27 protein-coding genes are annotated in these 26138 nt (G+C 32.6%); 14 read left to right on the forward strand and 13 right to left on the reverse strand.

Annotated elements, in window-relative coordinates:
• Positions 1-44: 44 nt before the first annotated feature.
• On the reverse strand, positions 45-2270 hold the full coding sequence (pflB, locus tag JOC70_RS06610; protein ID WP_204598100.1) for a formate C-acetyltransferase: 2226 nt from the start codon (positions 2268-2270) through the stop codon (positions 45-47).
• A gap of 287 nt (positions 2271-2557) precedes the next feature.
• On the opposite strand from pflB, the gene JOC70_RS06615 reads away from it, so the two are divergent.
• The 4 genes from JOC70_RS06615 (at position 2558) to JOC70_RS06630 (ending at position 6025) form a co-directional block, all read left to right on the forward strand.
• The gene (locus JOC70_RS06615) at positions 2558-3166 is read left to right on the forward strand and encodes a CBO0543 family protein (RefSeq protein ID WP_204598101.1); all 609 of its coding nucleotides are present in this window, start codon (positions 2558-2560) and stop codon (positions 3164-3166) included.
• 105 nt (positions 3167-3271) lie between these two features.
• Positions 3272-4423, forward strand: a complete 1152-nt coding sequence (locus JOC70_RS06620; RefSeq protein WP_204598102.1) for a hypothetical protein — start codon at positions 3272-3274, stop codon at positions 4421-4423.
• A gap of 205 nt (positions 4424-4628) precedes the next feature.
• Positions 4629-5525, forward strand: a complete 897-nt coding sequence (locus JOC70_RS06625; protein WP_204598103.1) for an HD domain-containing protein — start codon at positions 4629-4631, stop codon at positions 5523-5525.
• Between the two features lie 77 nt (positions 5526-5602).
• Positions 5603-6025, forward strand: a complete 423-nt coding sequence (locus JOC70_RS06630; protein WP_204598104.1) for a Fur family transcriptional regulator — start codon at positions 5603-5605, stop codon at positions 6023-6025.
• A 50-nt stretch (positions 6026-6075) separates the two neighbouring features.
• Here JOC70_RS06630 and JOC70_RS06635 read toward each other — a convergent pair whose 3' ends face one another.
• Positions 6076-6405 (reverse strand): hypothetical protein, encoded by a 330-nt coding sequence (locus tag JOC70_RS06635; protein ID WP_204598105.1) that lies wholly within the window; start codon positions 6403-6405, stop codon positions 6076-6078.
• 264 nt (positions 6406-6669) lie between these two features.
• On the opposite strand from JOC70_RS06635, the gene JOC70_RS06640 reads away from it, so the two are divergent.
• Entirely contained in the window at positions 6670-7728 is a 1059-nt protein-coding gene (locus JOC70_RS06640; RefSeq protein ID WP_204598106.1) for an HD-GYP domain-containing protein, read from the forward strand.
• Positions 7729-7891: 163 nt separating this feature from the next.
• Here JOC70_RS06640 and JOC70_RS06645 read toward each other — a convergent pair whose 3' ends face one another.
• Positions 7892-8965, reverse strand: coding sequence for a YncE family protein (locus JOC70_RS06645; protein WP_204598107.1), 1074 nt, complete (start codon positions 8963-8965; stop codon positions 7892-7894).
• Positions 8966-9373: 408 nt separating this feature from the next.
• Here JOC70_RS06645 and JOC70_RS06650 point away from each other — a divergent pair, with 408 nt between their 5' ends.
• Positions 9374-10399 (forward strand): rhomboid family intramembrane serine protease, encoded by a 1026-nt coding sequence (locus JOC70_RS06650; RefSeq protein ID WP_204598108.1) that lies wholly within the window; start codon positions 9374-9376, stop codon positions 10397-10399.
• 218 nt (positions 10400-10617) lie between these two features.
• Here the strand turns inward: JOC70_RS06650 and JOC70_RS06655 are convergent, their stop codons facing one another.
• The 7 genes from JOC70_RS06655 to JOC70_RS06685 all read right to left on the reverse strand — a co-directional run bounded on the left by JOC70_RS06655 (position 10618) and on the right by JOC70_RS06685 (position 14785).
• Positions 10618-11448 carry an MBL fold metallo-hydrolase gene (locus tag JOC70_RS06655; protein ID WP_204598109.1) on the reverse strand — a complete coding sequence of 277 codons (831 nt, stop codon included), beginning with the start codon at positions 11446-11448 and terminating at the stop codon, positions 10618-10620.
• Positions 11449-11557: 109 nt separating this feature from the next.
• Positions 11558-11764, reverse strand: coding sequence for a DUF1657 domain-containing protein (locus JOC70_RS06660; RefSeq protein WP_204598110.1), 207 nt, complete (start codon positions 11762-11764; stop codon positions 11558-11560).
• Between the two features lie 63 nt (positions 11765-11827).
• Complete coding sequence (gene spoVAE / locus JOC70_RS06665) at positions 11828-12181, reverse strand: stage V sporulation protein AE (protein WP_186431572.1); 354 nt, start codon at positions 12179-12181, stop codon at positions 11828-11830.
• 15 nt (positions 12182-12196) lie between these two features.
• Entirely contained in the window at positions 12197-13198 is a 1002-nt protein-coding gene (gene spoVAD / locus JOC70_RS06670; RefSeq protein ID WP_204598111.1) for a stage V sporulation protein AD, read from the reverse strand.
• A complete protein-coding gene (gene spoVAC, locus JOC70_RS06675; RefSeq protein WP_204598112.1) occupies positions 13199-13678 on the reverse strand; it encodes a stage V sporulation protein AC in 480 nt (159 codons plus the stop codon).
• A 26-nt stretch (positions 13679-13704) separates the two neighbouring features.
• On the reverse strand, positions 13705-14565 hold the full coding sequence (locus tag JOC70_RS06680; protein WP_204598113.1) for a DUF421 domain-containing protein: 861 nt from the start codon (positions 14563-14565) through the stop codon (positions 13705-13707).
• 13 nt (positions 14566-14578) lie between these two features.
• Entirely contained in the window at positions 14579-14785 is a 207-nt protein-coding gene (locus JOC70_RS06685) for a DUF1657 domain-containing protein (protein WP_186431576.1), read from the reverse strand.
• A gap of 665 nt (positions 14786-15450) precedes the next feature.
• On the opposite strand from JOC70_RS06685, the gene JOC70_RS06690 reads away from it, so the two are divergent.
• The 5 genes from JOC70_RS06690 (at position 15451) to JOC70_RS06710 (ending at position 19962) form a co-directional block, all read left to right on the forward strand.
• Positions 15451-16401 carry an ABC transporter permease gene (locus JOC70_RS06690; protein ID WP_204598114.1) on the forward strand — a complete coding sequence of 317 codons (951 nt, stop codon included), beginning with the start codon at positions 15451-15453 and terminating at the stop codon, positions 16399-16401.
• Positions 16395-17162, forward strand: coding sequence for an ABC transporter ATP-binding protein (locus JOC70_RS06695; protein WP_243429064.1), 768 nt, complete (start codon positions 16395-16397; stop codon positions 17160-17162). The genes JOC70_RS06690 and JOC70_RS06695 overlap by 7 nt, the downstream gene beginning before the upstream one ends.
• Before the next feature lie 95 nt (positions 17163-17257).
• Positions 17258-18247, forward strand: coding sequence for an ABC transporter substrate-binding protein (locus JOC70_RS06700; RefSeq protein ID WP_204598116.1), 990 nt, complete (start codon positions 17258-17260; stop codon positions 18245-18247).
• A gap of 377 nt (positions 18248-18624) precedes the next feature.
• Positions 18625-19332 carry a TMEM165/GDT1 family protein gene (locus tag JOC70_RS06705; RefSeq protein ID WP_204598117.1) on the forward strand — a complete coding sequence of 236 codons (708 nt, stop codon included), beginning with the start codon at positions 18625-18627 and terminating at the stop codon, positions 19330-19332.
• A gap of 63 nt (positions 19333-19395) precedes the next feature.
• On the forward strand, positions 19396-19962 hold the full coding sequence (locus JOC70_RS06710) for a nitroreductase family protein (protein ID WP_204598118.1): 567 nt from the start codon (positions 19396-19398) through the stop codon (positions 19960-19962).
• Between the two features lie 113 nt (positions 19963-20075).
• Here the strand turns inward: JOC70_RS06710 and JOC70_RS06715 are convergent, their stop codons facing one another.
• Together JOC70_RS06715 and JOC70_RS06720 are read right to left on the reverse strand one after the other, a co-directional pair.
• Positions 20076-20417, reverse strand: coding sequence for a cupin domain-containing protein (locus JOC70_RS06715; protein WP_204598119.1), 342 nt, complete (start codon positions 20415-20417; stop codon positions 20076-20078).
• A gap of 56 nt (positions 20418-20473) precedes the next feature.
• Positions 20474-20662: a ferredoxin gene (locus JOC70_RS06720; protein ID WP_204598120.1), complete on the reverse strand. Its 189-nt coding sequence runs from the start codon at positions 20660-20662 to the stop codon at positions 20474-20476.
• Between the two features lie 964 nt (positions 20663-21626).
• Between JOC70_RS06720 and aroE the strand changes: the two genes are divergently transcribed.
• The 3 genes from aroE (at position 21627) to JOC70_RS06735 (ending at position 23466) form a co-directional block, all read left to right on the forward strand.
• On the forward strand, positions 21627-22430 hold the full coding sequence (gene aroE / locus JOC70_RS06725) for a shikimate dehydrogenase (protein WP_204598121.1): 804 nt from the start codon (positions 21627-21629) through the stop codon (positions 22428-22430).
• A 27-nt stretch (positions 22431-22457) separates the two neighbouring features.
• On the forward strand, positions 22458-22850 hold the full coding sequence (locus JOC70_RS06730) for a hypothetical protein (RefSeq protein ID WP_204598122.1): 393 nt from the start codon (positions 22458-22460) through the stop codon (positions 22848-22850).
• Between the two features lie 115 nt (positions 22851-22965).
• A complete protein-coding gene (locus tag JOC70_RS06735; protein ID WP_204598123.1) occupies positions 22966-23466 on the forward strand; it encodes a GNAT family N-acetyltransferase in 501 nt (166 codons plus the stop codon).
• A gap of 152 nt (positions 23467-23618) precedes the next feature.
• On the opposite strand, the gene JOC70_RS06740 is transcribed toward JOC70_RS06735, so the two are convergent.
• Complete coding sequence (locus JOC70_RS06740; RefSeq protein WP_204598124.1) at positions 23619-26081, reverse strand: cell wall-binding repeat-containing protein; 2463 nt, start codon at positions 26079-26081, stop codon at positions 23619-23621.
• Positions 26082-26138: the final 57 nt, after the last annotated feature.

A 26138-nucleotide genomic window follows, 5' to 3' on the forward strand; every position in this document is an offset into this window, starting at 1 on the left:
AGAGGAGCTTTCGCCAAAGCGAAAGTTATCCTTAAAAATCCGTATTACACTCTTTCGTGGAAAGTTCTCTTAATAACTTCTAGCTGATGCTCCTTTGAAAGTTTTACAAAGTTTACTGCATAACCAGACACTCTTATAGTAAGAGTAGGGTAATTATGAGGATTTTCCATAGCATCAATTAGAGTTTCACGATTAAGCACATTTACATTTAAATGATGAGATCCTTGTGCAAAATATCCATCAAGTATGGAAACTAAATTATCAATTCTTGAATTTTCTTCTTTTCCTAATGCATCAGGAACTATAGAGAAGGTATTTGATACACCATCTTGGCAAACATCTCTATAAGGTATCTTTGCTACAGAGTTAAGTGATGCAAGGGCTCCATTTACATCTCGTCCATGCATAGGGTTTGCGCCAGGAGCAAAAGCTTCACCTGCTTTTCTTCCATCTGGGGTTGAACCAGTTTTTTTACCATACATAACATTTGAAGTTATAGTAAGAGCAGATAATGTATGTTCTGCATTTCTATAAGTAGGATTTTTTCTAAGTTCCTTTATAAATCTCTTAACTATTTCTACAGCAATGTCATCAACTCTATCATCGTCATTTCCGTATTTAGGGAAAGTTCCTTCTGTTTCAAAATCTACAGCTATACCATCTTTTCTTATAGGTTTAACTTTAGCATGTTTTATAGCACTTAATGAATCTGCTGCAACGGATAATCCAGCTACACCACAGGCTAAAAATTTATGAACTACTGTATCGTGAAGTGCCATAAGTCCTGCTTCGTAGGCATATTTATCATGCATAAAGTGAATTATATTTAAAGCATCTATATAAATAGTTGCCACATATTCTAATACTTTAAAGTAGTTTTCTTTAACTTTTTCATAATCTAATATTTCATCTTCTATCTTAGAAATTCCAGGTACAACTACTATGCCTTTCTTTTCATCTACACCGCCATTTATAGCATAAAGTAAGGATTTTGCTAAGTTACATCTTGCTCCAAAGAACTGCATTTGTTTTCCAACCTGCATAGCAGATACGCAGCAAGCTATAGCATAATCATCTCCATATAAAGGACGCATAATATCGTCATTTTCATATTGAAGTGAGTCTGTTTCTATGGACATCTTTGCACAATATTTTTTAAATCCTTCAGGAAGTTTTTCTGACCATAAAACTGTGATATTTGGTTCTGGTGCTGGGCTTAAATTTGTAAGAGTATTTATAAATCTAAAGGCAGTTTTTGTAACTAAAGTCTTTCCGTTTAGTCCCATTCCGCCTATGGATTCTGTTACCCAGTTTGGATCTCCTGCAAATATCTGATTATATTCAGGAGTTCTTAAGTGTCTTACAAGTCTAAGCTTTAATACAAACTGATCTATAAGCTCTTGAGCCTCAATTTCAGTTAATAGTCCATTTTTTAAATCTCTCTCAATATATATATCTATAAATGTAGTGTTTCTTCCAATGGACATGGCTGCACCGTTATTTTCTTTTACTCCTGCAAGATATCCAAAGTATAAAAATTGAATTGCTTCCTTAGCATCTTTAGCAGGACTAGATATATCAATGCCATAGGACATGGCCATATTTTTCATTTCTTCTAGTGCCTTAATTTGTTCGCTTACTTCTTCTCTAAGTCTTATTGTTTCCTCAACTAGTGGCCCCTTAATTTTGGATAAGTCAATTTTCTTTTGTTCAATCAAGAAATCTATTCCATAAAGAGCTATTCTTCTGAAATCACCTATGATACGTCCTCTGCCGTAAGCATCAGGAAGTCCAGTTAAAAGTCCTGCGCTACGAGCTTTTTTAATTTCATCTGTATAAGCATCAAAAACTCCTTGATTGTGAGTTCTTCTATATTGTGTAAATGTCTTATGCATTTCAGGGTCAACTTCATAACCGTATTCATTTAAAGATTGTTCGGCCATTCTTATTCCACCAAAAGGGTTAACCATTCTCTTAAGCGGGGCATCAGTTTGAAGACCTACAATAAGCTCATTTTCCTTATCAATGTATCCAGGAGCAAAATTATTTATTCCAGCTACGGTTTTTGTGTCTACATCTAATAGTCCTTTTTCGATTTCTTCTATTAATAGTTTTTCAACCTTTGACCAAAGAGCTTTTGTTCTATCTGTTGGCTTAGCTAAAAAGCTATGATCGCCAATATATGAAGAATAATTTTTTTGAATAAAGTTTCTAACATTTATTTCGCCTGTCCATAATCCCTCATTAAATCCTGTCCATTCATTTCTCAATAACAACAACCTCCTTAACAATGCATATAAAAATTATGGTTAATGTACGTGGTATTGCAAACAATGTATATAAATTATAAATTAATGTACTGAAGTATTACTACAATATAAAACTACCATATAAAAATATATATGTCAATTTTAAAAATATAAATAAAATGGGAGATATGAGCAGTAGGTTAAGTTTGCTTGTTGAATTTGGACTAAAATAGTATAAATTACTTGAGAATTAAATATGTATAAGTAACAAATAATATATACAATTATGAATTAGTGAGGTTTTTAAAATGATAGAAATAATAGCTCAATATGCTATAATTATAGTTTCAATAATTGTATATGGATTGAAAAGAAGTAAATTTAAGAAGTATATATATATGAAGTATTTTGTAATAGTGTATTCAGGAACTTGGGCCTGGACGGCAAAGACTCTTAATTTATGGACTTATCCAGCACGAATAATAAATATGCCTATTATTTCAGTAGCATTTAACTTTTTCTTAATACCCGTTTTAGCTTTATTATGGCTTGGATATTCACCAAAGGGGTTAAAGGAAAAGGCTATTAAGGCACTGAAGTGGACTACTATTTTAATAGTATTTGAATTTTTTGCAGAGAGGTATACCAATTTGATAAGTTATGGGCCCAGATACAATATATTTTATTCTTATATTATTTGGTATATCAGCTGGTTTATTTGGTCTGGATATTGTTATTGGTTTCGTCTGCAAACCAAGGATGAACCAAAGTATATTGAAAAGGTAGTTATAAATCCTGATACTTGTATTATAAGACATAATAGCAAAGGGAAGGTTAAGGCTCAAATTATATCCTCACTAGTTGGCTTTGGGGCTGGATATATTTTTAGGAGTTTACATTCACGAGATGACATTTGATAAAGAATAATCCTTAGTTTTATACAAAATTATTTAATTGGTAGCATTATATGATAAGAAGTATCGTATTAATAAAGTGAAAATATATTTACAGAGGTGATACTAATGAGACGCACAATAAAAGTTATTTTTTCAATTGTTTTAATATTAATTTTAGCAGTAGGAGTATCTATGAGCCTAGCCTTTAATAAGTCAGGATATACTTTAGAAGAACCTTCTTTTAAGGCATTAGATAGAATTATAGTTGCAGAAAAAACAGGAGGAACAGCGGCATTTACTGAAAAAGAGGTAAATTCACTTCTTGCAGCAGTATATAAGTCCCCAGAGGAAATAGGAAACATTATAATAAAAACTCCTCAATTTAAATTTAATGATGATAAATTAACCGTGGGAATACCTGGAGTATATAAAGGGGTAAGTGTAGTAGTTTGGAGTACTGGGAGCATAGAGTATGATGAAGATAATATAATATATAATCCTACAAATTTCAAGGTGGGCAAATTTCCGATTCCTAAGGCTGTGATTTTAAATGGAGTTAAGAGTAATAAAGCTCATGGATTAGAGGTAAGAAATGAGAAGATATATATAAATAAAGATATAGTACCTGTAGACATAAGTTCTGTGGTGCTAGATAATAGCATATTAACTCTTAAAATAGATAAATTTGATCCATCAAAGTTATTTAATAATAATGAGATAAAAAATCAGCTGGAAGCTTTAAAAAATAAACTTAATGATTTGAGAAAAAAGGCTTTAAGCAGTGAAGAGAAAAAGCAAATTGAAGAGCTTTTAAACAGGCTTCAACAAGGAATTAAAAACCCATCGCAAAATATATTAAATGAAATATCAAATGGGTTAAAAGATATTTCAAAAAATATTAAAAGTACAGAGGGTAAAAAACAAGCAGAAGATATAGCAAGTGATATAGATAAAACAATTGAAAATGATAAGGCAGAGCAGGAACAAAAGGAACAGCAAGAAAAAATAAACCTTCTTACGAAGGCAAGAGGCCAACTTTCAGGAGCTCTAAATAATACAGGGTCTGAAGAAGGAAATAAAATAATATCACTTATGATACAGACATTAAATAAGCTTATAGCTAATCCATCCTATAATTATAGTAATGATGCTGCAGTGGTAAAGGGAATATATAGTGGGCTTGGCCAAAATCAAAAGGATGCTTTAATAAATGCAATAATGACGAATACAGACACAACTGTGTTAATACAAATTGCAAATATATTTAATTTGCTTTAAAGTTCATTTGCAGGTTAAAAAATAAGTGCTATTATATTAACTAATAATAAAAAACACATTTGTCCATAATAAGAATAGGAAATTAAAAAGTAAAATCAGTAGCCAGTAGTCAGTAACCAGTAAATTTAGTTTTTGTCTTGCAAAACATCCATACTGACTACCGGCAACCACGATAATGTTACTAAAAAAGAAGGATGTGATACATATGAAAAGTGTTTTTATAAAGGATATAGCTCCAGGAAAAACTATAGAATCAACATTTATGATAAAGAAGATAGTCAGCAAAGGAGAAACAAGCATCACCGCATATGTAGGAGATATTACAGGGGATATGAAAGTTACCTTGCTTGATGTTAAGCAAAAGCTAAAGGTAGGGGATGTATTAAATATTAAAGGTACTCAAGGAAATTTTTTTGATGTACAAAGCGCAAATAGAGTAGACTCCTATGATATTTATGATTATATTCCCAAAGTTCAGCGTCCTATAGAGGATATTATGAAGGATATAGAGGATATATCTAAAGAGGAATTTTTAAGCAGAGAAACCAAAGCTTTAGATGATTATTTCTTTAAGAATGAGAAGTTTTTAGATAAGTTTAAAAGGGGAATAGGCGGAGTAAGTCAACATCATAATTACTTAGGTGGATTAGCAGAGCATACTTTAAATGTTATGTATCTTGCTAGGGTGTTTGCCCATAGGTATGATATTAGAAATAAGGAAATTGCAATTTTAGCAGCAAAGCTTCACGATATAGGAAAAACAGAAGAACTATATTATGATGGGCCTTTTTCGTATACTTTAAGAGGTGATATGGAAGGTCATATTGTAATTGGGGTATCCATGCTTGAAGAGGCTTTTAATGCAGATCCTAAATGCTACAGTGAGGATTTTAAAACCAGGATGAAAGCTTGCATAATTCAGCATCATGGAAAGCAGGAATATGGTTCTCCAAAATCACCAAACACACAGGAGGCTTATGTAGTACATTTAGCTGATTATACGGATGCAATTTTCAATAAGTTAGATATAATTACAAAGGATTTAGAACCTAATACATGGACTGCTTACGAAAGAAGAATAGAGGGGAGACTTTACTTTTAACATCATTGAAAATTGTATTATTTAATGATAAAATTAATAAAGGATTTTATGATTAAATTGAAAGCAGTGAAATAATTATGGAAAAAATTTTAAAAGAGCATAAAATAAAGATAACTCAAGGAAGGCTAATCCTAATTAGTATTTTAAGTAATAGTGAAAATGCTCTCTCTGTGGACGAGATAAATGAACAGCTTAAAAATAGAGGAGAGTCTTTAGACCTTTCTACAATATATAGAAACCTTGAACTTTTTACAAACAAAGGAATAATAAACAAGTTTGATCTAGGTGATGGAAGGTATAATTATGTAATTAATCATGAAGAACATAAGCATATTTTAGAGTGTGCTGTATGCCACAAGGAAGTAGAAATAGATTGTCCCATGCAGCAAGTAGAGCAGCTTATAAGAAATAAAACTGGGTTTACTTTAACTGAAGATGCACATTTGGATTTGAAATTTCAAGGTGTTTGTAAGGACTGCAATATAAAAAAGCATAAATGATATGAAAACCGCTAGTTTCTAAAATTGTAGATACTAGCGGTTTTTTAGTATTATTCTATTATAGGATATAGTTTTTTTACTTTCCATACTCCTCTAGAGGTTCTTTCAAGAAATACATTATAAAGTGCTTTTCGATGAGATTTGTTTTTTTCGACACCTTCAACTCTGACTACTGCAATGTTTCCATCAGAATAAGACATTTCAAGATTGTTCACACTGTAAAGTTTATAGCGATTAAACATTCCATGGGTAAGGTTATACTCCACTGCATAGTTAATTTCTTGAGATTTGTAGCTAATAATTCGAGTACGTAATACTATAGAAAAAATTGAAACCACCGATAATAAAATTACAAACTTTAAAACTTTTTTATTTCTCAATAACATCACCTTTAAGCTTTTTACTATAAATATATTATATATTAATCAAGATTATAATTAAATATTGGAAAACAATATGAAAGAATATAAGATTTTTTCAATTTTTGAGTTAAACTATAAGTTTTACTTAAAACTGCTGAGCTATTTATTGAATTTTGCTGAAAATTCAATAAAATGGTTAGGAAAGTATTCTATTTATTTGACACTTGTGGTATTATTTACTTGAGATAGCATAAAATATGAGGAAAATTAAGGAGTATTGCTATGAGACTGGAGTTTATTAACAGAGTTAAAGAGCAAGAGGTTTTAGGTAAAAGTATTTTATCAAGTGATGGAAAAATTCTTTTACGTGCAGGTATGAAGCTCACTGACTCATATATAACGAAGCTTAGAGAATTAGGGGTATTTTATATTTATGTGGAAGATGAAAGATTAGATGATGTACAAGTAGAAGATGAACATTTATCAGAACTTAAGCAAATTACCATGAAAACCATGGGAAGTCTTATAAATAATGTAAATAACGTAAATAAGAAAGAATTAAAAGAATGTTTAAATGTTGTTGAAAATCTAGTCGAATATATTATAGACTTAGGCGATGTAAATAAAAGTCTAAATGATATAAAAACCTTTGATAATTATACATACGTACATTCATTAGATACTTGCATTATGACTTCTTTTTTAGGGCTTAACTCAGGATTTAATGAGGCAAGCTTAAAAGATTTAGGAATAGGTGCAATTTTACATGACATAGGAAAAACTAAGATTCCTAATAAGATATTAAATAAAGAAGGAAAGCTTACAGATGAGGAATTCAAAGAAATAAAGAAGCACCCTGTATATGGAGCTGAAATTCTAAAGAAAAATATAAGTATTCCAGATTCTATAGTAAATATGGTAGAGCAGCACCATGAAAGAGTGGATGGGAAAGGGTATCCATATGGACTTTCAGGTAATGGAATTTCTAAGTCAGCTAAGATAATTTGCATTTGCGATGTGTACGATGCTATAAGTAATGATAGATGCTATAGAAGAAAGTTCAGTCCAAATGATGCATATGAACTTATACTTTCAGGTGCAGGAACAAGTTTTGATATGAACGTTGTTCAAAAGTTTAAAGATACTTTTGCTATATATCCTTTAGGATGTAGAGTAAGAATTTCTAATGGCGAGGAAGGATATGTTATAAGACAAAATAGGGGATTTCCAGATAGACCTGTAATTAGAATGTTTTATGACGTAGAGCAGAATTCTCCAATACCTTTTTATGAAATAGATTTGCTAAAAAATCCTAGTTTGGTTGTTGAAGTTGTTATTTAAATCTGATTTAGGACACAGGAAATATAAGCTAGGAAAGTATTAACTATCAACTATTAGAAAGTTATAGGTTGCAAATTAATAGGTTACTAGCCTCTAATCTTTAATAACTGCGCTGTATTGTTACTTTAGCGCGGTAATTAGGTATAGGGGCTAGTAATTTTTATTATCTCACACTAATTCCGTTTGGTTCAGCACCAACTTTTATTGTTTTAGTTACATCATCTTTATTTATATCAATTACGCTAACTGTATCTTCATACATATTTGTTACAAGTATGTATTTATTATCTGCACTAGTAACGATTCCATGAGCACCTTTACCAACTTCAATGGTAGCAATTACTTTCTTCTGTTCTAAATCCACTTTAGATACAGTATTTGAAGGCTTCCCTTCAGTACCTTGATTTGCAACAAAGGCAATTTTATCATTAGGATCAATATAAAGCTGTGCAGGACCATCGCCCACAGCTACTTTATCCACTTTATCAGTATCTAAATTTACAATGGCTACAGAATCTTCAGCATTTAAAGTAACAGCTAAAATCGAACCATCTCTAGTTATGCCAGTAGTTACTGGATTTTTTCCAACTTTAATCTTTTTAAGTTCCTTGGCATTTACAATATCTATAACGCTAACTGTATCTTCGGCCATGTTAGCAATATAAGCATACTTGCTGTCTGCTGATATTCTAAAGCCATGAGGGCCTTTTCCAGTTGAAACGTTTTTCACTAATTTATAATCCTTAGTATCTATTATAGATACGTTATTATCATCATTATTTGTAACCAATACATACTTACCATCTTCAGTAAATACTATATGAGCTGGATGTACGCCCACTTCAACTTTTTTTATTAATTTGTCAGTTTCTACATCATAAAATAATGCAGAACCCTTCATACTCATAGTCCCATGCTCTGTTTTACCTTCTTCCATTTTAACCGCAGAAGTAAAGGCTACAACTCTTCCATCTGGAGAAATTTGAACATTATGAGGAGAGCCTTCATTTTTAATTGTACTAAGTACTTCATAGGTGCTGCCATCTATTTTTGATACAGTTCCACCTTCGTTAGCAGTGTAAACAACAGGAGATAATTTTTTTTCTACCTGTGATTGTTTTTGATCATTATTTGGAGTTTGCTCCTTAGTTTCTTTAACTGTGCTGCCACAAGCTGTTAGTGATAAAGTAAGCAGTGTTGATAGAGTAATGAATTTTAAATATTTTAGTTTTTTCATTGATGAAACCTCCTAATAAATATAAAGTATACCAAAAAGGTATATAATTTATTTTAATAACTAAATATAAAGATTATATGAAGCAAAAATAATTATTTTATGGAACGGATTACCATGTTATTATGCTATAAAAATTAAAACTTTATTCATAAAATTTTAATTTAAACTATGTATGTATTAAGGTAATATTTTAAGTAACAATATAAAAAATTAGATAATAAAACATCAATAAAATTTTAAGTTCATGGGCATACTGAATTGGAAATAAAAATCAATTAAATAAGAAGTGTGGAAAAATGACTATTATATGGTGACTAATTCACTGCTATGCTATAATAGTTCTAATTGAGAGCTGGAAACTTAAGATTCGTAGTTATAAACTGATAATTATATAAAGGGGAATGTTTAATGAATGAATTTACAACATATATTGTAGAGGCCTTAACAAAACATTTTGGATATACTTTAATAGAGCTTCAAAGTGAAAGCGGAGGAATTGCATCACCTTGGGGGCTTTTAAGGGAAAATGAAGAGGGCCAGCTAAAGGGGATAGTGTTTTGTAGAGAAGACTATGGTGTATCTGATGACAATTGGGTTAAATATAACTTCAGCAAAAATACCAATGAATCATTTGTGAAAATTACTAGGATATATCTAATAGATGGAGAGGTAGCAGCTAGGAAGGTAATGGACGAAGCTAATAGCAATTCATTAAATGGAGACAATTATATAGCCGTAGATTTACAAAGTAATACTATTGCCTTTTATACAGGTGATGAGGAAGAAGTATTACAGACAATTTCTTATTATTTAAATAGGGGAAACATCATACAAGATGAAAAGAAAATAAAAGAAGAAAAACCCATACTTACATATATCTTTGTAGGATTAAATGTGCTTATGTACTTAATCACTGCATTTCTATCAGGAAATATAATAGACAGCAATACAAGAGTTTTAGTGTTTTTAGGAGCAAAGGTTAATCTCTTAATAGATAGAGGCCAGTATTATAGGCTCATTACAGCAGCTTTCTTACATGGAGGATTAATGCATATAGGCTTTAATATGTATGCTTTAACTGCACTAGGACCACTTGTTGAGAAGGTATTTGGAAAAGTTAAATATATTATTATATATTTTGTTTCAGCAATTACTTCATCTTATTTAAGCTATATTTTTTCTAACAGTATTTCTGTAGGTGCATCTGGTGCTATATTTGGGCTTTTAGGAGCATCCTTAGTATTTGCAGTTAGATCTCAAGACAAAGTTGGAAGAGGATTTGTAAATAACATTATGTCTGTTATAGTTGTAAATTTAATTATAGGTTTTTCTATGGCTAATGTAGATAACTTTGGACATATTGGGGGATTAATTGGAGGGTTCTTGGTATCACTGATTTTATATAGGCCCAAATCGCTAGTCTCTAACGGATAACTATAGCTAACTACTGGATAAGTTCTTCTAAGGTTCGGATGGAGAAAAGGTATTCCTTATAAGCAAACTCTACCTGAACCTAAGAATCACTTGATATAACATTTGCCAAGCGTTAGCTTGTAGTTAATACAAAAATCTAGTTTATTTAAAACTAGATTTTTTATATGTAATAATATTTTAGGGGCTATGCAGTAAGCTGAAATTTAACTAAATAAACACTATTCTTTTAAAAACTTTCCTTGTTCTGGTATAGCAATTTCTTCAAATTCATGAACAAGTAAGGATAGGTGTTTTGAAAGTTCTTTACCCTCCATAGGCTGACCATGGCTTGGAAGGGCTAACAAAGGATTTAGATCTTTTAGTACTTTTACGGATTTTTCAGCAGAATCCCAATTTGTAGTGAGATATTTTGGAGGACCGCTTATTTCTTCTTTTTGAGTTATTACAGATATAAGAGACTCTTGTTTTACTGTGGTAAAGGCATCACCAACTATAAGCACTCCATCTTTTTCTCTAAATAATGATATATGACCTTCAGTATGGCCAGGAGTATGTATCCATTTCCAATTTGGCATGCCAGGAACGGTACCATCAGATGGAAGAGCTTTTACATGATCTTTTAAATCAATACTTGTGTGAGGAAAAGTAGGTGATAATTCTGCAACCATTCCTCCACCAACGGTTGGATCTGCTAAGGGATAATCTTTTCTGCCTGTTACATAGGGAAGTTCCAGTTCATGAATATAAACAGGCACATTCCACATATTAATAAGCTTTATTATTGAGCCTACATGATCAAAGTGTCCATGAGTAAGTATAATTGCTTCAGGACGGCTATCCTTTCCAAAACGCTTTTCAGCGGATTCTAAAATAAAATCTGCTGAATTTTCAAGGCCGGCATCAACAAGTACCCATTTAGAGGACTTATCCTTAGGAGTACCAACTAAAAAGGCATTTACAACAGTAAATTCTAAAATTAAAATATCTGAATTAATTTCCATGGAAGAAGTAGTTAGCTTGGACAATCCTTCCACTAGAGCATTTCCCATATATATTACCACCCTTCGTAATGTAGAGTAATTCACAGTAATTCACAGTAATTAAGAAAGACATCTTAGTTAAAACTAAAATGCCCTACTTAGTTGTAAATTAATAATTTTACTGCTGTTTGTATTGAGGTTCTTGTTGTTGTATATATTGATTTCTCTGCTGTAATGTTTGAAGTGCATTATCAAGGTCTTGAGCAATATTTTGATAATCTTTTTTAGCTTGAGTATCTTCAGTTTCTAAAGCAAAAGTTTTCATAGTTGCTGAAGCGCTTTGAATACCAGCAATAGCTTGTTGCATTTGAGTTCCTACTGTCATATAAATCACCTCCTTTCAATAGTAATTAGTATGCTACTAGAATCTAATCACTGGTTACCAATTTTATCCCTTTGGTTTGAATATAAGTGATGCTAAAAATGCAAATATTATAGCAGCGGAAATTCCTGCACTGGTTATTTCAAAAATTCCCGTAAGTACACCAATAAATCCAGTTTTCTCTGCTTCAGTCAAAGCACCTTTGACTAATGCATTTCCAAAACTCATTATTGGGGTAGAGGCTCCAGCTCCTGCAAACTTTATTAGAGGGTCATACCAGCCAAGACCTCCAAGTATAGCTCCCACAACTACCATTGTACTTGTTGTATGAGCAGGAGTTAGTTTAAATACATCCATCATTATTTGTCCTAAAACACATATTCCACCACCTACAATAAATGCCCAGAAAATTTTCTCCATATGTTTGCACCTCTTTTACATTTCTATAGATACTGCATGAGCTATGCAAGGGATACTTTCCTTTTGTTGATAGGACAAAGGAGATAGAAGCGCCCCAGTACCAATGATTAATATCCTTTTAAGCTCTCCCTTTTTCATGCGGTTTAATAAATGGCCATGTAATACGGTTGCTGAGCAAGCACATCCACTAGCTCCAGCAAATACTGGCTGATCTTCTTTATAAATTAATAGTCCACAATCAGTAAAAGTCTTTTTAGGGATTATTAATCCATGCTTAGTTAGCAAATCGGCACATATTTGATGACCAACTCTTCCTAAGTCTCCTGTTGCAATTAAATCATAGTAAGTTGGATCTATGTTTAAATCTCTAAAATGTGCTTCAATTGTATCTACTGCGGCAGGGGCCATAGCAGCTCCCATATTATATGGATCTGTAATTCCCATATCAACCACATGACCAATGGTAGCTGAAGTTATCTTGGGCCCTTCGCCCTTTGAAGCAACCAGGCCTGCTCCAGCGCCAGTTACAGTCCATTGAGCAGTTGGAGGTTTTTGTGCTCCATATTCTGTAGGATATCTAAAGAGCTTTTCTGCAGCTACATTGTGGCTTGATGCAGCGGCAATTATGTAATTGGCAGCACCACTGTTTATAAGCTGTGAACCTATAGCTAAACCTTCTATAGCACTTGAACAGGCACCAAATATTCCAAGATAGGGTATACCAAGGCTTCTAGCTGCAAAGCTGCTTGAAATTATTTGATTCATAAGGTCACCACTCAAGAAAAAAGTTATATCTTCTTTTTTCATATTGGCTTTGTGTATTGCAGTTTCTGCAGCTTCTTGTAAAAGTGTTTTTTCTGCTTTCTCAAAACTATCTTGACCAACCCATGTATCTTCATGGAGTATATCAAAGTCCTCGGCTAAATTTCCTTGTGCTTCAAAAGGACCGCCTACAGCAGCAGAAGATATAATTACAGGTTTTGATTCGAAAATCCATGATTGATTGCCTTTAAGCATTTACATCGCCCCCAACCATTGAAGAGTAAGTTTTATTATTGCAACTACAAAGGCAGAAAATGTTCCAAATACAATAACAGAACCTGCGAGTTTGAACATATTTCCGCCAACACCTAAAACGTATCCCTCAGTTCTGTGTTCAATAGCAGCTGATGCCATGGTATTCGCAAATCCAGTAATTGGAATAGCTGTACCAGCTCCAGCCCATTGTGCAATATGGTCAAAAACTCCAAAGCCAGTAAGTATAATAGAAACTATTATGAGCACTGCAGAAGTCGGATTGCCTGCAGTTTCAGGCGTAAAGTTGAAGCTTTTTATAAAAAAGAATTGTAAAACTTGACCTATAGCACATATAAGTCCTCCAACTAAAAAGGCTCTTATACAATTTTTAAACACAGGGCGTTTTGGCTCTCTATCCTTTGCAAAGTCTTGATATTCCTGCTGAGTTGGAGTTAATTCTTTCTTTTTTTTGTTAGACACAAAAATCACCTTCCAATAAAATTTAGCTAACGCATAAGATAAGGCTCTAATTTATCCATGACCTTTTTTAATCTATTTGCATTGTTAAAGTATGCCCTTTTAACCTCTGGGTTATTTACCTCTAAAGAAAATGAAAGTAAATCGGATTGAGCTTTAGCAATACTTGCATAGAGCAATTCCTTAACTTTAGCCTGAGGTGCGTCTATAGAATCCATAAAAAGATCTATATACAAATCACCAGAAGAATCAGCTTGAGCAATAAATACATTATCTAGTGATACCCCAGAACTTGACAATTGAACCTTTAACCATTCCCTGTTAAGCCCTATATTTTTTAAGCCTTCATCAACGATATTTCCATCCAATATTACAGTTTCAGGCTCTGAAGTGGGATTAACCTTTTGATGTAGGTCGTGAGGAGTTACGGGTTTTTTATCAGATTTTAATAGGACGTTTACATCTCCTGTGGTTTCCATAACTGCAAACTCTACATCAGCTAAGTTAAAGGCATTTTTTGAACGAAGCTCCCTTAAAAGTTCATCACCTGTAAACTTTACCTGCATTAAATTATTTTCAAGAACCTTTCCATCTTTCATAAGAACAGTTTCTCTGCCATTTATGAAATCGTGAAGTTTTTTACTTTTTAATGATAAATAATCTAGTGCAAGCAAGAGTAAAATCCAGCTTGCTAGGGCAACAAATGCAAAAGCAATGTTTGGTACTAAACCTAGAGAAATCAAAACCGTTATTATAGATACAAATATGTAACTTATCACTTTAAAAGGAGAAGATTTCGATAAATTTTCATTTCCTATAATTTTAGTTATACCTATTGCTACAAAAAATAAAACTACAGTTCTTAAAAGTACTATAAACCAAGCTTGCATACATATCCCTCACTTAATTACCTTTATATTGTGGCTCTTCAAATTCTAGTGTTTTAATTCTATTTTCCATGTCGTAAATTACGGATTCAGCATCTTTTAATGCTTCTTTATAAACACTTTTTTCTTCTTCATTTCTACTTTGTAGTGAATAAATTCTTAGTGTACTTTCAATCCCTTTTAAATTAGCAAGTGTTTGTTTCACTTTTGAACCAACTGTCACCTTAAATACCTCCTTAGAACGTCATTTATCCGATGGCAACCATCCGTAATACTCCCATCACACTCTGTGAAAGCGACTATCACCAAATCATACATTTGGGATATCTGCTTTTCTTTAGGTGGGAGATATTAGAACTCTTTGACTTCAGTCAGTTAGAGTTCTTATGCTTTGCATAACGGATGATACGCCCCTGGATAAGTTCTTCTAAGACTCAGATGGAGAGAAGTATTCTTCATAAGCAAACTCCACCTGAGTCTAAGAATCACTTGATCTTAAATGATTATTAATTTTAAAAATATATTAAAAGGTTGCCAATTTATTATTAGTAGTATTTATAAAAAATATTAGTCTTTTAGTAAAATTTTTATATTTCCATATTTAATATATTATTTAAGAAATTATTAAATATGGATGAACATTCTGAAAAGTATTTCTTTGGTAAAATTAACTATATGTGTTGACATATTATGAATAAAAATGTAAAATTAACATAGTAAAACTAAGTAAACCTATAGGAATAATTACAAACGTGACGTTAATTTAAAGTAAAATGATAAAATTATATAAAACATGAAATAACGCATCTCAATGAAATTGAGGTGTATTAATAAATAGTTAAACCTAGTATTTGTATATGAATACTATAACAATCTGGAGGTGTTGAAATGAACAGTAGGCTCAATTTTAAGATTTTTTTTCCATTAATAGCTTCGGCTATTGCAATACTCATTAGTAAATTTGTACCTAATAAAATACAGGCATATAGAACAGTTTACTGGATTCCTTTTATTTGTACATTTGCAATAATTTTTTTATTATTAGTACTTATTTCATTGAAAAATAAAAAGCTTTTACATAATTTGAAGGAAAAGGCACCATTAATTACGGTGGCAATTTTTATATTATCTCTAATGGAAGTTTTAACAGCTAAAACAAGGATATTACCACTGCCATATTTTCCAGCACCAGGGCAAGTAGTAGATGCTATGATAACTGATTGGAAAATGCTTTTAACGAGTGCGTTATATTCACTTAGAATGCTGTTCTTAGGTTATTTTGCAGGGGCAGCTTTGGGTCTTATAACAGGTACAATGATAGGTTGGAACAAAAGATTAAACTATTGGCTTTCTCCACTGCAAAAGGTAATTGGACCAATACCAGCAACAGCATGGATTCCAATTGCAATGACAGTTTTTCCTACAAGCTTTACAGCAAGTATATTTATACTGGCGCTAACAGTGTGGTTTCCAGTTACGGTTATGACAAGCTCTGGAATTGCAAATGTTAGAAAGTCATATTTTGAAGTAGCAGAAACCCTTGGTGCTAATAAGTGGTATTTAATATTTAAAGTAGCACTGCCTTCAGCTCTGCCAAATATATTTATAGGATTATTTATGGGACTTGGAACATCCTTTGTTACATTAATAGTAGCAGAAATGCTGGGAGTTAAAGCTGGTCTTGGATGGTATATTAACTGGGCTCAAGGGTGGGCAGAATATAAGAAGGTTTATGCGAGCTTAGTTGTTATGTCCTTATTATTCTCTACAATTATAACGCTATTATTCAAGGTTAGAGATAGAATACTGATATGGCAAAGGGGGCTTATAAAATGGTAAGAAGTGAAGGGAAAATATTAGTGAAAAATTTGAGCTGTGAGTTTATAGACCATGAAGGTAATAAAATGACAGCCTTAGATAAAGTTAATTTAGAATTTAATGCTGGAGAATTTGTATCAATTGTAGGGCCAAGCGGCTGTGGAAAGTCAACATTACTTAGAATAATTGCAGGCCTTCAAAAGCCAAGTGATGGAGGTGCATTATTAGATAATGATGAAATTAATGGTCCAAGTTATGAAAGAGGATTAGTATTTCAAGACCCAACACTATTTCCATGGCTTAATGTCCATGATAATGTGGCTACAGGGCTTGTGGCTAGAAAATTATATAAGGAAAGAAAAAATGATGTAACAGAATACATTGACCTTGTTGGACTTAAGGGCTTTGAAAAGTCTTATCCTCATCAATTATCAGGGGGAATGGCTCAGAGAGTAGCTATTGCAAGAGCACTGGTAAATCATCCTAAGGTATTGCTTTTAGATGAACCTTTAGGAGCGCTAGATGCCTTCACTCGTATGTACATGCAGGATGAAATTTTAAGAATATGGAAAGAACGTAAAAGCACAATGATTTTAGTTACTCATGATGTGGACGAGGCGATTTATCTTAGCGATAAGATAGTAATAATGTCCCCGCGCCCTGGTCGAGTTCAAAAGGTTATAGATGTTAGTATGGCTAGACCAAGAAGAAGAAATGGTAAGGAATTTACTGAGCTTAGAAATGAAATATTAGAAGTGCTTAATTTTGCTAAAAAGGATTGAGATGAAATATCTGATAAATTAAGGCATATTAGCTTATAACGGATTTAAATATTCATATAAATCATGCAAAATAAATATTTTGGGGGGTAACAATTTTGAAAAAAGGTATTATAAGAATTATTAGCGTATTATCAATTACAGCGGTGCTTGCCACAGGATGTTCAAGCAAATCAAAAGAAACTGCTTCAAAGGACACAAAGGGTGAACTTACAAAGGTTACACTTGGAACATATAACGGTACTTGTGAGGCACCACTATATGCAGCAGTTGAAAATGGTACTTTTAAGAAATATGGTTTAGATGTAGAACTTGTAAATATAAATTCAGAAACTCTTAAAGAAGGACTTGCTTCAGGAAAAATAGATGGAGCTCAAATTTCTCCAGGAATGTTTAAGGCAATAGAACAGGGACTTAATATTAAGCTTACAAATGGAGTACACACAGGATGTATACAAGGAGTTGTATCAAAGGACTCAAAAATACAATCTGTTAAAGATTTAAAGGGTAAAAAGATAGGTGTAGATGCTATTGGGGGAGTTCCTCAGGTACTTTTAACTCTTGAACTTGGTAAATATAATATTGATGCAAAAACTGACGTAGAGTGGAGAGTATATCCTCAGGCGAACTTACAACAGGCTCTTGACAAGGGAGATATTGATGCATTTGCAGCTTGGGATCCATATGGAGCTATGGCTGTATCTTCAGGAAAGGCTAGAAAGATATTTGGAAACAACAATAGTGAAAGTGGAGCACAGGATAGCTACTGCTGCTTCTTAGGGGTAAATGGAAAACTTGCCAAGGATAAACCAGAAATTGCAAAGGCAATTGATGATGCTTGGAAGGAAGCAAATGAATGGGTGCAGCACAACCATGAAGATGCAGGAAAAATGGCCGTTGATAAGAAATATGTAAGCAGCGGAGATGAAGTTGCAAATAGCAAACTAATTGGAGATTATAAGTTTGTATCTGATAAAGAAAAGGCAAAGGTAGACTTTAAAAATACTTTAGATGCTATGAAAAAACAAGGAATACTTGATCAAGCAACAGATGTTGACCAGCTTGTAGACGACACTTTTATAAAATAAAGTAAAATAAAGTGCCACCCACGTGGCAAGTGGCAAGTGGTAAGAGAATAATAGGCAATGACTAAAATTATTAATATTGATTAATTATTTTATTTGTGATACTATAAAAATAAATTAGTAAAGAAATAACTTTAATGTTAAAAGGGAGTAGCTGCCCGTATTAGGGTGATAAAGTCAACATACTGGCTTTCGAGTCTGGCTTTATCGTGGCTTATTTTAGTCAAGTGAGACTTTTAGCACAATGGCTTATTTGTCGTTGTGTTGAAGGTCTTTTTTAGCGTAATGATTATGTTAAAAAAGATTTTCAACACATAGATAAGCGTTGTGCTGAAGGTCTTTAATTTTTTATATTTTAATTCAAAAAGGAGGTTATAATAATGACAGCATTTATCAAAGCATTATTATTTGTAGTTGTGGCAGAAATGGGTGATAAAACTCAGCTCCTAGCGATGGCTATGGCAAGTAAATACAAGGCGAAGCAGGTACTTATAGGAGTCTTTATTGCTACTATTTTTAATCATGCTCTTGCTGTAGCAGTTGGAAGCTATCTAAGTGCTTTTATTCCAATGAATAATGTAAAAATTGTTGCAGCAATATCATTTTTAATCTTTGGTCTTTGGACGTTAAGAGGGGATAAGATTGATGATGAAAATGAGAAAAAGGCTAAATTTGGCCCAGTCGTTACTGTAGCTATAGCATTTTTTATAGCAGAAATGGGAGATAAGACTCAGCTTATGACTGTGGCTATTTCAGCACAATATCAACAACCAATTTATATACTTATGGGAACAACTGTTGGGATGATGGTTGCAGATAGTATAGGAATTATAGGTGGAGCATGGATGTGCAAGAATATTCCTGAGGTATACATAAAGTGGATAGCAGGAGTGATATTTATGTTCTTCGGAACTTTAACACTATATGGCTCAGTACCTGCAAGTATGCTAAATGCAGCATATATAAGTTTATATCTTATAATAATAGCAGTACTTATATATCTAGCAGGAGTTAAATTTGCATATCATGATGAGGTTTCTAATATAGTTTCAGCAGAAAAGAGTAATCCACAAAGTGAGATAAAATAGATATATGCTAGAAATATTCAAGCATATACTTAAAAATGGAAATAAGATTGAGAGGTGCAAAAAATGATTAAAGAACTTATATTAAAAAATAGATCCTATAGAAGATTTTATGAGGATAGAATCATTGAAATAGACACTTTAAGAGAGCTTGTAGATTTGGCTAGATTATCACCTTCAGGTGCTAACAGACAGGGATTAAAATATGTTATATCAAATACTAAGGACAAAAATAATAAGATATATGATTGCTTAGGATGGGCAGGGTATTTGAAAGATTGGGGCGGCCCAGAAGAGGGAGAAAGACCAAGTGCATATTTAGTAGTTGTTAGTGATACGTCTCTAGGTGCTGTTCTACCACAGGACGAAGGAATAGCAGGTCAAAGTATTTTACTTGGAGCTGTTGAAAAAGGTCTTGGAGGATGTTTTATTAAAAACATTAATAAGAAAAAATTAGCTGAGGCGCTTAATTTAGATGAGAGATATGAAATAATGCTTGTATTAGCATTAGGTTATCCAAAGGAAGAAGTGGTTATTGAATCTATGAATGAAAATGGAGACATTAAATATTGGCGAGATGAAAATGCAGTGCACCATGTACCTAAGAGAGAGTTGGATGATTTAATTTTATAATAATCAGTATGCTAGTAACCAGTAACCAATGTAGATGTTTTATAAGGCAAAACTACATTTTATTGGTCACTGGTTACTAGTAACTGGCTGCTAAAAAATGCTTAGTATTTTTTCTATATTTCTTTAGAATATATAGTGGATGGGTTTGGCGTTAGAATAACAAAGCAGGACATGTTTTTATCTCCTGTATTTTTTAAAGCAAACATTGCTGCTCCATCGCAATGTAAAACATCACCTTCAGTAAGCTTACTCATAGTTCCCTCTACAGTAACTTCTCCTTCACCTACAAGCACATGAACAATAAGATCGCTATTTTCATGGTTGTGAGGAGGCACTTCTTGGCCAGGTTTTAGATTTAAAATAAAATTAAGAACCATATCTTCATTAAAAAGAACTCTCTTTGTAATAGTCTCATCTAAGTATACCATTTTATCTGATATTTTTTCTATTTTCATAATTATCCCTCCATAAATAAATTTCCATGAAAAACTTTACTTTAAGCAAGCTTATATTATTCAATTATTATTGCATTTACTGGGCAGCTTGTTTCAGTATCCTTTGCACTTTCTATTAGTGTTTCCCAAATTTCGTCTTCTGATGCTTCTGCTTTCCCATCATCTTTCATTTCAAAGATTTCCGGGCACATTCCAGCACATAATCCGCATCCTATACAGGTATCTTTATCAACAAACGCTTTCATAAATAACACCCCTTATAAATTATTTTTATATCTTCTATGTTTAGATTGTAAATCATTGGCATTAAAAATAATGTGATTCAAATCAAAAACTAGAAATATTACGGCATTTTTAATACTCTGAGTTGTATAGAATTTTCATCTAGGAAGGCGTTCATTTCCCCGAGAGCGGCTAATATTTATAAATTTAAAATCCCTAAGCTGCCTAAACTCGCTGTCGCTCAGACAGTAGGCGGCTCTTAACGGTATTTTAAATTTATAAATAAATCCGTTCCAAGGCTCATTCAATGCCTTCTACGATGAAAATTCTATGATTCTAGAGCATTAAAAAGTTCTTCATGTGAGCAGCTGAAGGAAGAAATTCAGCAAACTGAATTTCTGAAATATTTTAGGAATTAGTACACAAAGATCTTTTAGGGCGGCAGTCCGTACGTTACAAGAGCTGATACGAAATAAATGAGGAAATTTAATTCACAAGTTAAAGATAAGGTAATATAACAAAAGGTTTTTAGCAAAAATAGAATGATTAATATTTTACGACCTATCGGTCCGCGGGCTTAGCAGCCCTTTGATAAGTGGCCATTTAAAGAAACTTTCGCCAAAGCGAAATTTCTTCCTTCAGCAGTATACATAAAGACATTTTTAATGTTGAATTTAGTATGAGATTTGCATTGTAGGAGGCTTTGAACAAGCAATTAGAAGCTCTTTATTTATGAATTCAAAGCACCGTAAAGAACTTTTTACTGTCTGAGCGACAGCGAGTTTAAAAAGTTTAGGTGCTTTAAATTCATAAATATTAGCACTTCTTTACGTAGTGAACGCCTTCTTAAATACAAATCCCATACGGAAGATTCAACATTAAAACCGTCGCAATTTCCTTTAATTATGCTATAATAACAAATAAAAATTAAAATAGTAAAGATAGGCATTGCATATATACTATTTTGTAATAAAGGGGGCTAATATTTTGAAAAAATTATATGGATTATTGGGAGAAAAGCTTGGGCATAGTTTTTCGCCGCAAATACATTCGTCAATATTTAAGGAACTTAATATAGATGGGTATTACCATCTATTCGAAGTAGACAAACTAGACTTACAACAGGTAATCTTAGGATTTAAAGCTCTAAAATTAAAGGGAGTAAATGTGACCATTCCCTACAAGGTTGATGTGGTAAAATATTTAGACGATGTATCACCAGAAGGCAAGAATATAGGGGCAATTAATACAATATGCTTTAAAGATGGAGAAACCATAGGATATAATACAGACTATTATGGTTTTGGAATGATGCTGGATAAATTTAATGTGAAGGTAAGAGGAAAAAATGCAGTTATTTTGGGTTCAGGGGGGGCTTCCAAAGCTGTGCTTCAATTCCTATTAGATAATGGTGTTAATGAAGTTACTTTTGCAAGCAGAGATGAAGAGCAATGTAGGAAAAAGTTTAAGGAATTTAAAGCTATTGATTATAATAAAATTAAGTATCTAGATAATCAAGATCTAGTAGTTAACTGTACTCCACTAGGAATGTACCCTAATGTAGAAAGCTCTCCTTTAAGTAAGGAAGACGTTTCAAAGTTTAGCTCTGTTATTGATTTAATCTATAATCCAGAGGAAACCTTATTGTTAAAATATGCAAGAGAGCAAGGAGTACAAGGAGTAAATGGTTTATATATGTTAATAGGGCAAGCGATAAAGGCACAGGAATTGTGGAATAGTATAATAATTAATAAAGAAACTGTGGATAAAATTTACGAGGAATTCAAATAAAAATGCGATTTTAGAAGGAGCAAAAAAATGAAGTGGTTAAGAAATTTCATGATTGGAAGAAATGGTGTGGATCATATATGTATAGCTTTAATAGTAGGCTATATGGCTATTTCTTTAATAGTTTCTATTACAGGCATTAGAGAGTTAATGATTATTGGCTACATTTTGTGGGGAATATGTTTATTTAGAATATTATCCCGCGATATTATAAAACGAGGAAAAGAAAATATGGCATTTTTACAGTGGTGGAATAAGATATCCTATAAATTTAGAAATAAATCTAATGAAATAAAATCCATGAAGACCCACCGCATTTTTAAATGCCCAAACTGTAAGTTAAAACTTCGCGTGCCAAAGGGAAAGGGAAAGGTTACAATTACTTGCTCAAGGTGTAAGACAAAGTTTTCTAAAAGGACTTAGGGGGAAGTGGACTGGAAAAGGCAGTAAGGGATTTACCTGAGACGTATTGTAAAGAGTCAAATAAAGCATGGGATTTGTAATTAAGTTTGATAAAAAATGATGGGGGGTATAGTGCATGGAATATAAAATTGAAGAAATAAAGTCATCTGATTGGGAACAGGTGAAGAGTATTTATTTAGAAGGAATAAAGACAAAGATAGCAACATTTCAGACGGAAGCACCTACTTGGGAAGAGTGGAATAATGGTCATATTAATTCATGCAGATTAGTTGCACGTTCAGGGGATAATGTATTAGGTTGGGCAGCATTGAGTCCAACTTCAGGTAGATGCTGCTATGTAGGAGTAGTAGAGGTTAGTATTTACATAGGAGAAAAATATAAAGGACAAGGTGTAGGAACAGCTCTCTTTGAACATTTAATTAAACTATCAGAGGAAAGTGGCTTTTGGACGTTGTATTCTTCGATTATAAGAAAAAATGGTGCAAGCATAGCTCTGCATAAAAAGTGCGGTTTTAGAGAAATAGGAATAAGAGAAAAGATAGCTAAGACCAGTGAGGGTATATGGCATGATGTAGTTTTAATGGAGAGAAGAAGTAAAGTAGTTGGAATAAATTAAATTATAGCTGTGTGAAAACAGCTGGAATTTAAAATGAAAACCATGGGTAAATATCAGTTTCTAAAGCTGAATTATCCATGGTTCTTTTACTGAATATTTAATATCTAATTAATTCATTGCAACTTGCCACTTGTCACGTGGGTGGCACTTTTTTACCATTCCCCAAACCAAGATACAGCTTCATATTTATAGGATTTTAGAGATGGTGAAGCAGGGGATGAAATTTTAATATAATATGTTCCAGCAGGAACTTCAGCAGATAATCCTGCCGATGATGAAATTATACCAGTTGGATAGAAATTAGTGCGGATAATCTCTTTTCCAGTACTGTCAAGCAGAGACAATGCCCCAGCTGCTTTCTTATCGGGTGAATAAAGAAACACATTTAAATTTTGAGTTTTTGTATTGTTTATTTTATACAAATCAATATCATCATTTTGTACAACTCCAGAAATTAAAGGCGAAAGATTTATATCTTCCTTAGCAGGATATGGTTGTGCAAAAAATAAAGAATCATTAGCTTCTTTATCGTTTATATAGTAACTTAGAAAAGGTACATCCACGGTTCCATCCAGCTTTATTTGATAAAGTGAATTAGAATTTTCTCCAAAGGTCTCGTAAAAAATCCAATCACCCATTACTGTAATTGCACCAGCTCTATTAGTTGACATCACGTTTTTAATGCCTGAGCCATCTGTGCGAGCTCGATACAATTTAAGAGAATCCATATCATTTGCATAATAAACCCAACCATCATATACATTAATATTTGATGTAAAAGTATCCTCTAACTTAGTGTGATTTAAGCCATCTACGCTTATTTTATGAACACCTCTATTTTCACCATTTCCAGCATAGTAAATCCATCCATTTTCAACATCGAACACATCTATCGGGTCGCCATTATTTATGATTGTAACCTTATTTGTTTCATTAAGTTTCATCTTATGTAGCGAGTAATTTGTTAAGGAATCTGTATAATATAAGTATCCATCTTCTGCAAGCATTTTCCAGACTCTTTCATCACCTAGCTTAACTTTAGATGAACCATCAACTTTACATTTATAAAAGCCAGATTTAAAGTTGCTCCATTTACCATAGCTATAATAAATATCATCACCTACAACAACAAAAGAATTTATATCTTCACTTAAAACTAATGTTTTTTCTGAGCCGTCTAACTTCATTTTATAAAGCTTATCTCCATCAGATAAGTTTCTATAATAAATCCAATCATGTACTATATTTATTTGGTCAACTTTATCATCACTTATCTTTATCAAACCTGTACCATTATAGCTAAGTTTATATAATTTATCATTATCAAAATAAGCTGTAAAATAAATATTGCCCTTATAGTATGCAAATTTTCCGCCATTTACAAGGTTTCCATACAGGCTTCCTGTTTCTTCAACAACTTTTGTAGTAAGTTTAACTTTTTTATCCCAGCCATCAATAGTTCCATAAATAATGTGAGTTCCAGCCGTGGAAGTATCCAGAGAGTTTTCTTCCCATTTAACAGGAACAAGCTTTGTGCTTGAATCATCATACATAACTAGTACATTATATGGAAATGTATAATCTTCTCCAATAAATGCTGTGTCTGAAATATCATCTGCTTTGGTTATAATTAAGTATTTAACCGTATTTGTTAGTGTGTTTTTTAAAGAATCAGTAATAGCTCCGGTCCCACCAATGATATTTAAATTTTTAGTGCTGTGAAGTCTCAAATAGGATCGTGTTATTGACGGAAGATCGCTATCTACCAATACAATTGGTGCATCTTTTGAAGCAGCCAAAGCACTTCCTGAAAGGGCATCTGGAAAGTTCTTGCCTGAAGCCACATACAAATTAGTGAAATCAATTTTACCTTGGAATTCTTTAAGTATAGAGATATTGGTATCAAATCTATTTAGTCCGCTTAATCTTTTAGCATTTGGTAATGATGTTTGTACACTTTCGCTTATAGAACCTGTTCCACCAATAATATAAGAAGCAGGAATATTCTTATCTTTAATAAAGGCGCTTACTTTGTCAGGTAATTTACTTTTACTAGATAATAAAATTGGCATTTGCATTTTTGCTGCAATAGGAGCCATGCTTAATGCATCAGGAAAGTTTTCACTGGATGCTACAGCAATTCCGTTTTCTGTACCAAGCATTTCAGCTATTTTCACTGAAGTTTCATAGCGATCCTTTCCAGAAAGCCTAGTTGTAGTTACATTAAGTGTTTTTAATTGTTCCTCAATATTTGGAGAAACAACTCCTGTACCACCAATGATATAGGCACTTTTAACCTCTAAATCTTTAAGTGATTTTAAAGCATCGGAACTTAAGCCATTTTTCGAAGTTAAAAATATAGGAGCATTTTTAACTTTTGCTAAAGGAGTTGCACAAAGGGCATCAGGGAATGCCTCTCCACTTGCAATTATGGCATAAGAAGATTCAGTCCAGCCTTTTTTAATAATTGATAGATTTGTGCTATATCTATCTTGTCCATATAATCTATCTACAGATGGAGTTGCTGCGTGGACATTTGTAGATAAAAGGCAAGATGAGGTAAGGGTTGTACAAATAGAAAGCACTAAAGCAGCTAAGAGTTTTCCTTTGGTCACGATTACATTCAATCCTTCCGTTGTTAATATTTTTTATACTGAATGAAAAGTAAAGAG

The sequence above is a fragment of the Clostridium pascui genome, from assembly GCF_016908015.1.
Taxonomy (GTDB): domain Bacteria; phylum Bacillota; class Clostridia; order Clostridiales; family Clostridiaceae; genus Clostridium_AK; species Clostridium_AK pascui.

Excerpts from the sequence above, each read along its gene's own strand:
- JOC70_RS06720 (WP_204598120.1), bottom strand. The coding sequence starts at position 20,662 with ATGAAAGCGTTTGTTGATAAAGATACCTGTATAGGATGCGGATTATGT.
- JOC70_RS06660 (WP_204598110.1), bottom strand. The coding sequence starts at position 11,764 with ATGACAGTAGGAACTCAAATGCAACAAGCTATTGCTGGTATTCAAAGC.
- JOC70_RS06615 (WP_204598101.1), top strand. The coding sequence starts at position 2,558 with ATGATAGAAATAATAGCTCAATATGCTATAATTATAGTTTCAATAATT.
- JOC70_RS06655 (WP_204598109.1), bottom strand. The coding sequence starts at position 11,448 with ATGGGAAATGCTCTAGTGGAAGGATTGTCCAAGCTAACTACTTCTTCC.
- JOC70_RS06735 (WP_204598123.1), top strand. The coding sequence starts at position 22,966 with ATGGAATATAAAATTGAAGAAATAAAGTCATCTGATTGGGAACAGGTG.
- JOC70_RS06680 (WP_204598113.1), bottom strand. The coding sequence starts at position 14,565 with ATGCAAGCTTGGTTTATAGTACTTTTAAGAACTGTAGTTTTATTTTTT.
- JOC70_RS06640 (WP_204598106.1), top strand. The coding sequence starts at position 6,670 with ATGAGACTGGAGTTTATTAACAGAGTTAAAGAGCAAGAGGTTTTAGGT.
- JOC70_RS06630 (WP_204598104.1), top strand. The coding sequence starts at position 5,603 with ATGGAAAAAATTTTAAAAGAGCATAAAATAAAGATAACTCAAGGAAGG.
- JOC70_RS06625 (WP_204598103.1), top strand. The coding sequence starts at position 4,629 with ATGAAAAGTGTTTTTATAAAGGATATAGCTCCAGGAAAAACTATAGAA.
- JOC70_RS06715 (WP_204598119.1), bottom strand. The coding sequence starts at position 20,417 with ATGAAAATAGAAAAAATATCAGATAAAATGGTATACTTAGATGAGACT.
- JOC70_RS06730 (WP_204598122.1), top strand. The coding sequence starts at position 22,458 with ATGAAGTGGTTAAGAAATTTCATGATTGGAAGAAATGGTGTGGATCAT.
- JOC70_RS06695 (WP_243429064.1), top strand. The coding sequence starts at position 16,395 with ATGGTAAGAAGTGAAGGGAAAATATTAGTGAAAAATTTGAGCTGTGAG.
- spoVAD (WP_204598111.1), bottom strand. The coding sequence starts at position 13,198 with ATGCTTAAAGGCAATCAATCATGGATTTTCGAATCAAAACCTGTAATT.
- JOC70_RS06620 (WP_204598102.1), top strand. The coding sequence starts at position 3,272 with ATGAGACGCACAATAAAAGTTATTTTTTCAATTGTTTTAATATTAATT.
- JOC70_RS06645 (WP_204598107.1), bottom strand. The coding sequence starts at position 8,965 with ATGAAAAAACTAAAATATTTAAAATTCATTACTCTATCAACACTGCTT.
- JOC70_RS06690 (WP_204598114.1), top strand. The coding sequence starts at position 15,451 with ATGAACAGTAGGCTCAATTTTAAGATTTTTTTTCCATTAATAGCTTCG.
- spoVAE (WP_186431572.1), bottom strand. The coding sequence starts at position 12,181 with ATGGAGAAAATTTTCTGGGCATTTATTGTAGGTGGTGGAATATGTGTT.
- JOC70_RS06710 (WP_204598118.1), top strand. The coding sequence starts at position 19,396 with ATGATTAAAGAACTTATATTAAAAAATAGATCCTATAGAAGATTTTAT.
- JOC70_RS06650 (WP_204598108.1), top strand. The coding sequence starts at position 9,374 with ATGAATGAATTTACAACATATATTGTAGAGGCCTTAACAAAACATTTT.
- JOC70_RS06705 (WP_204598117.1), top strand. The coding sequence starts at position 18,625 with ATGACAGCATTTATCAAAGCATTATTATTTGTAGTTGTGGCAGAAATG.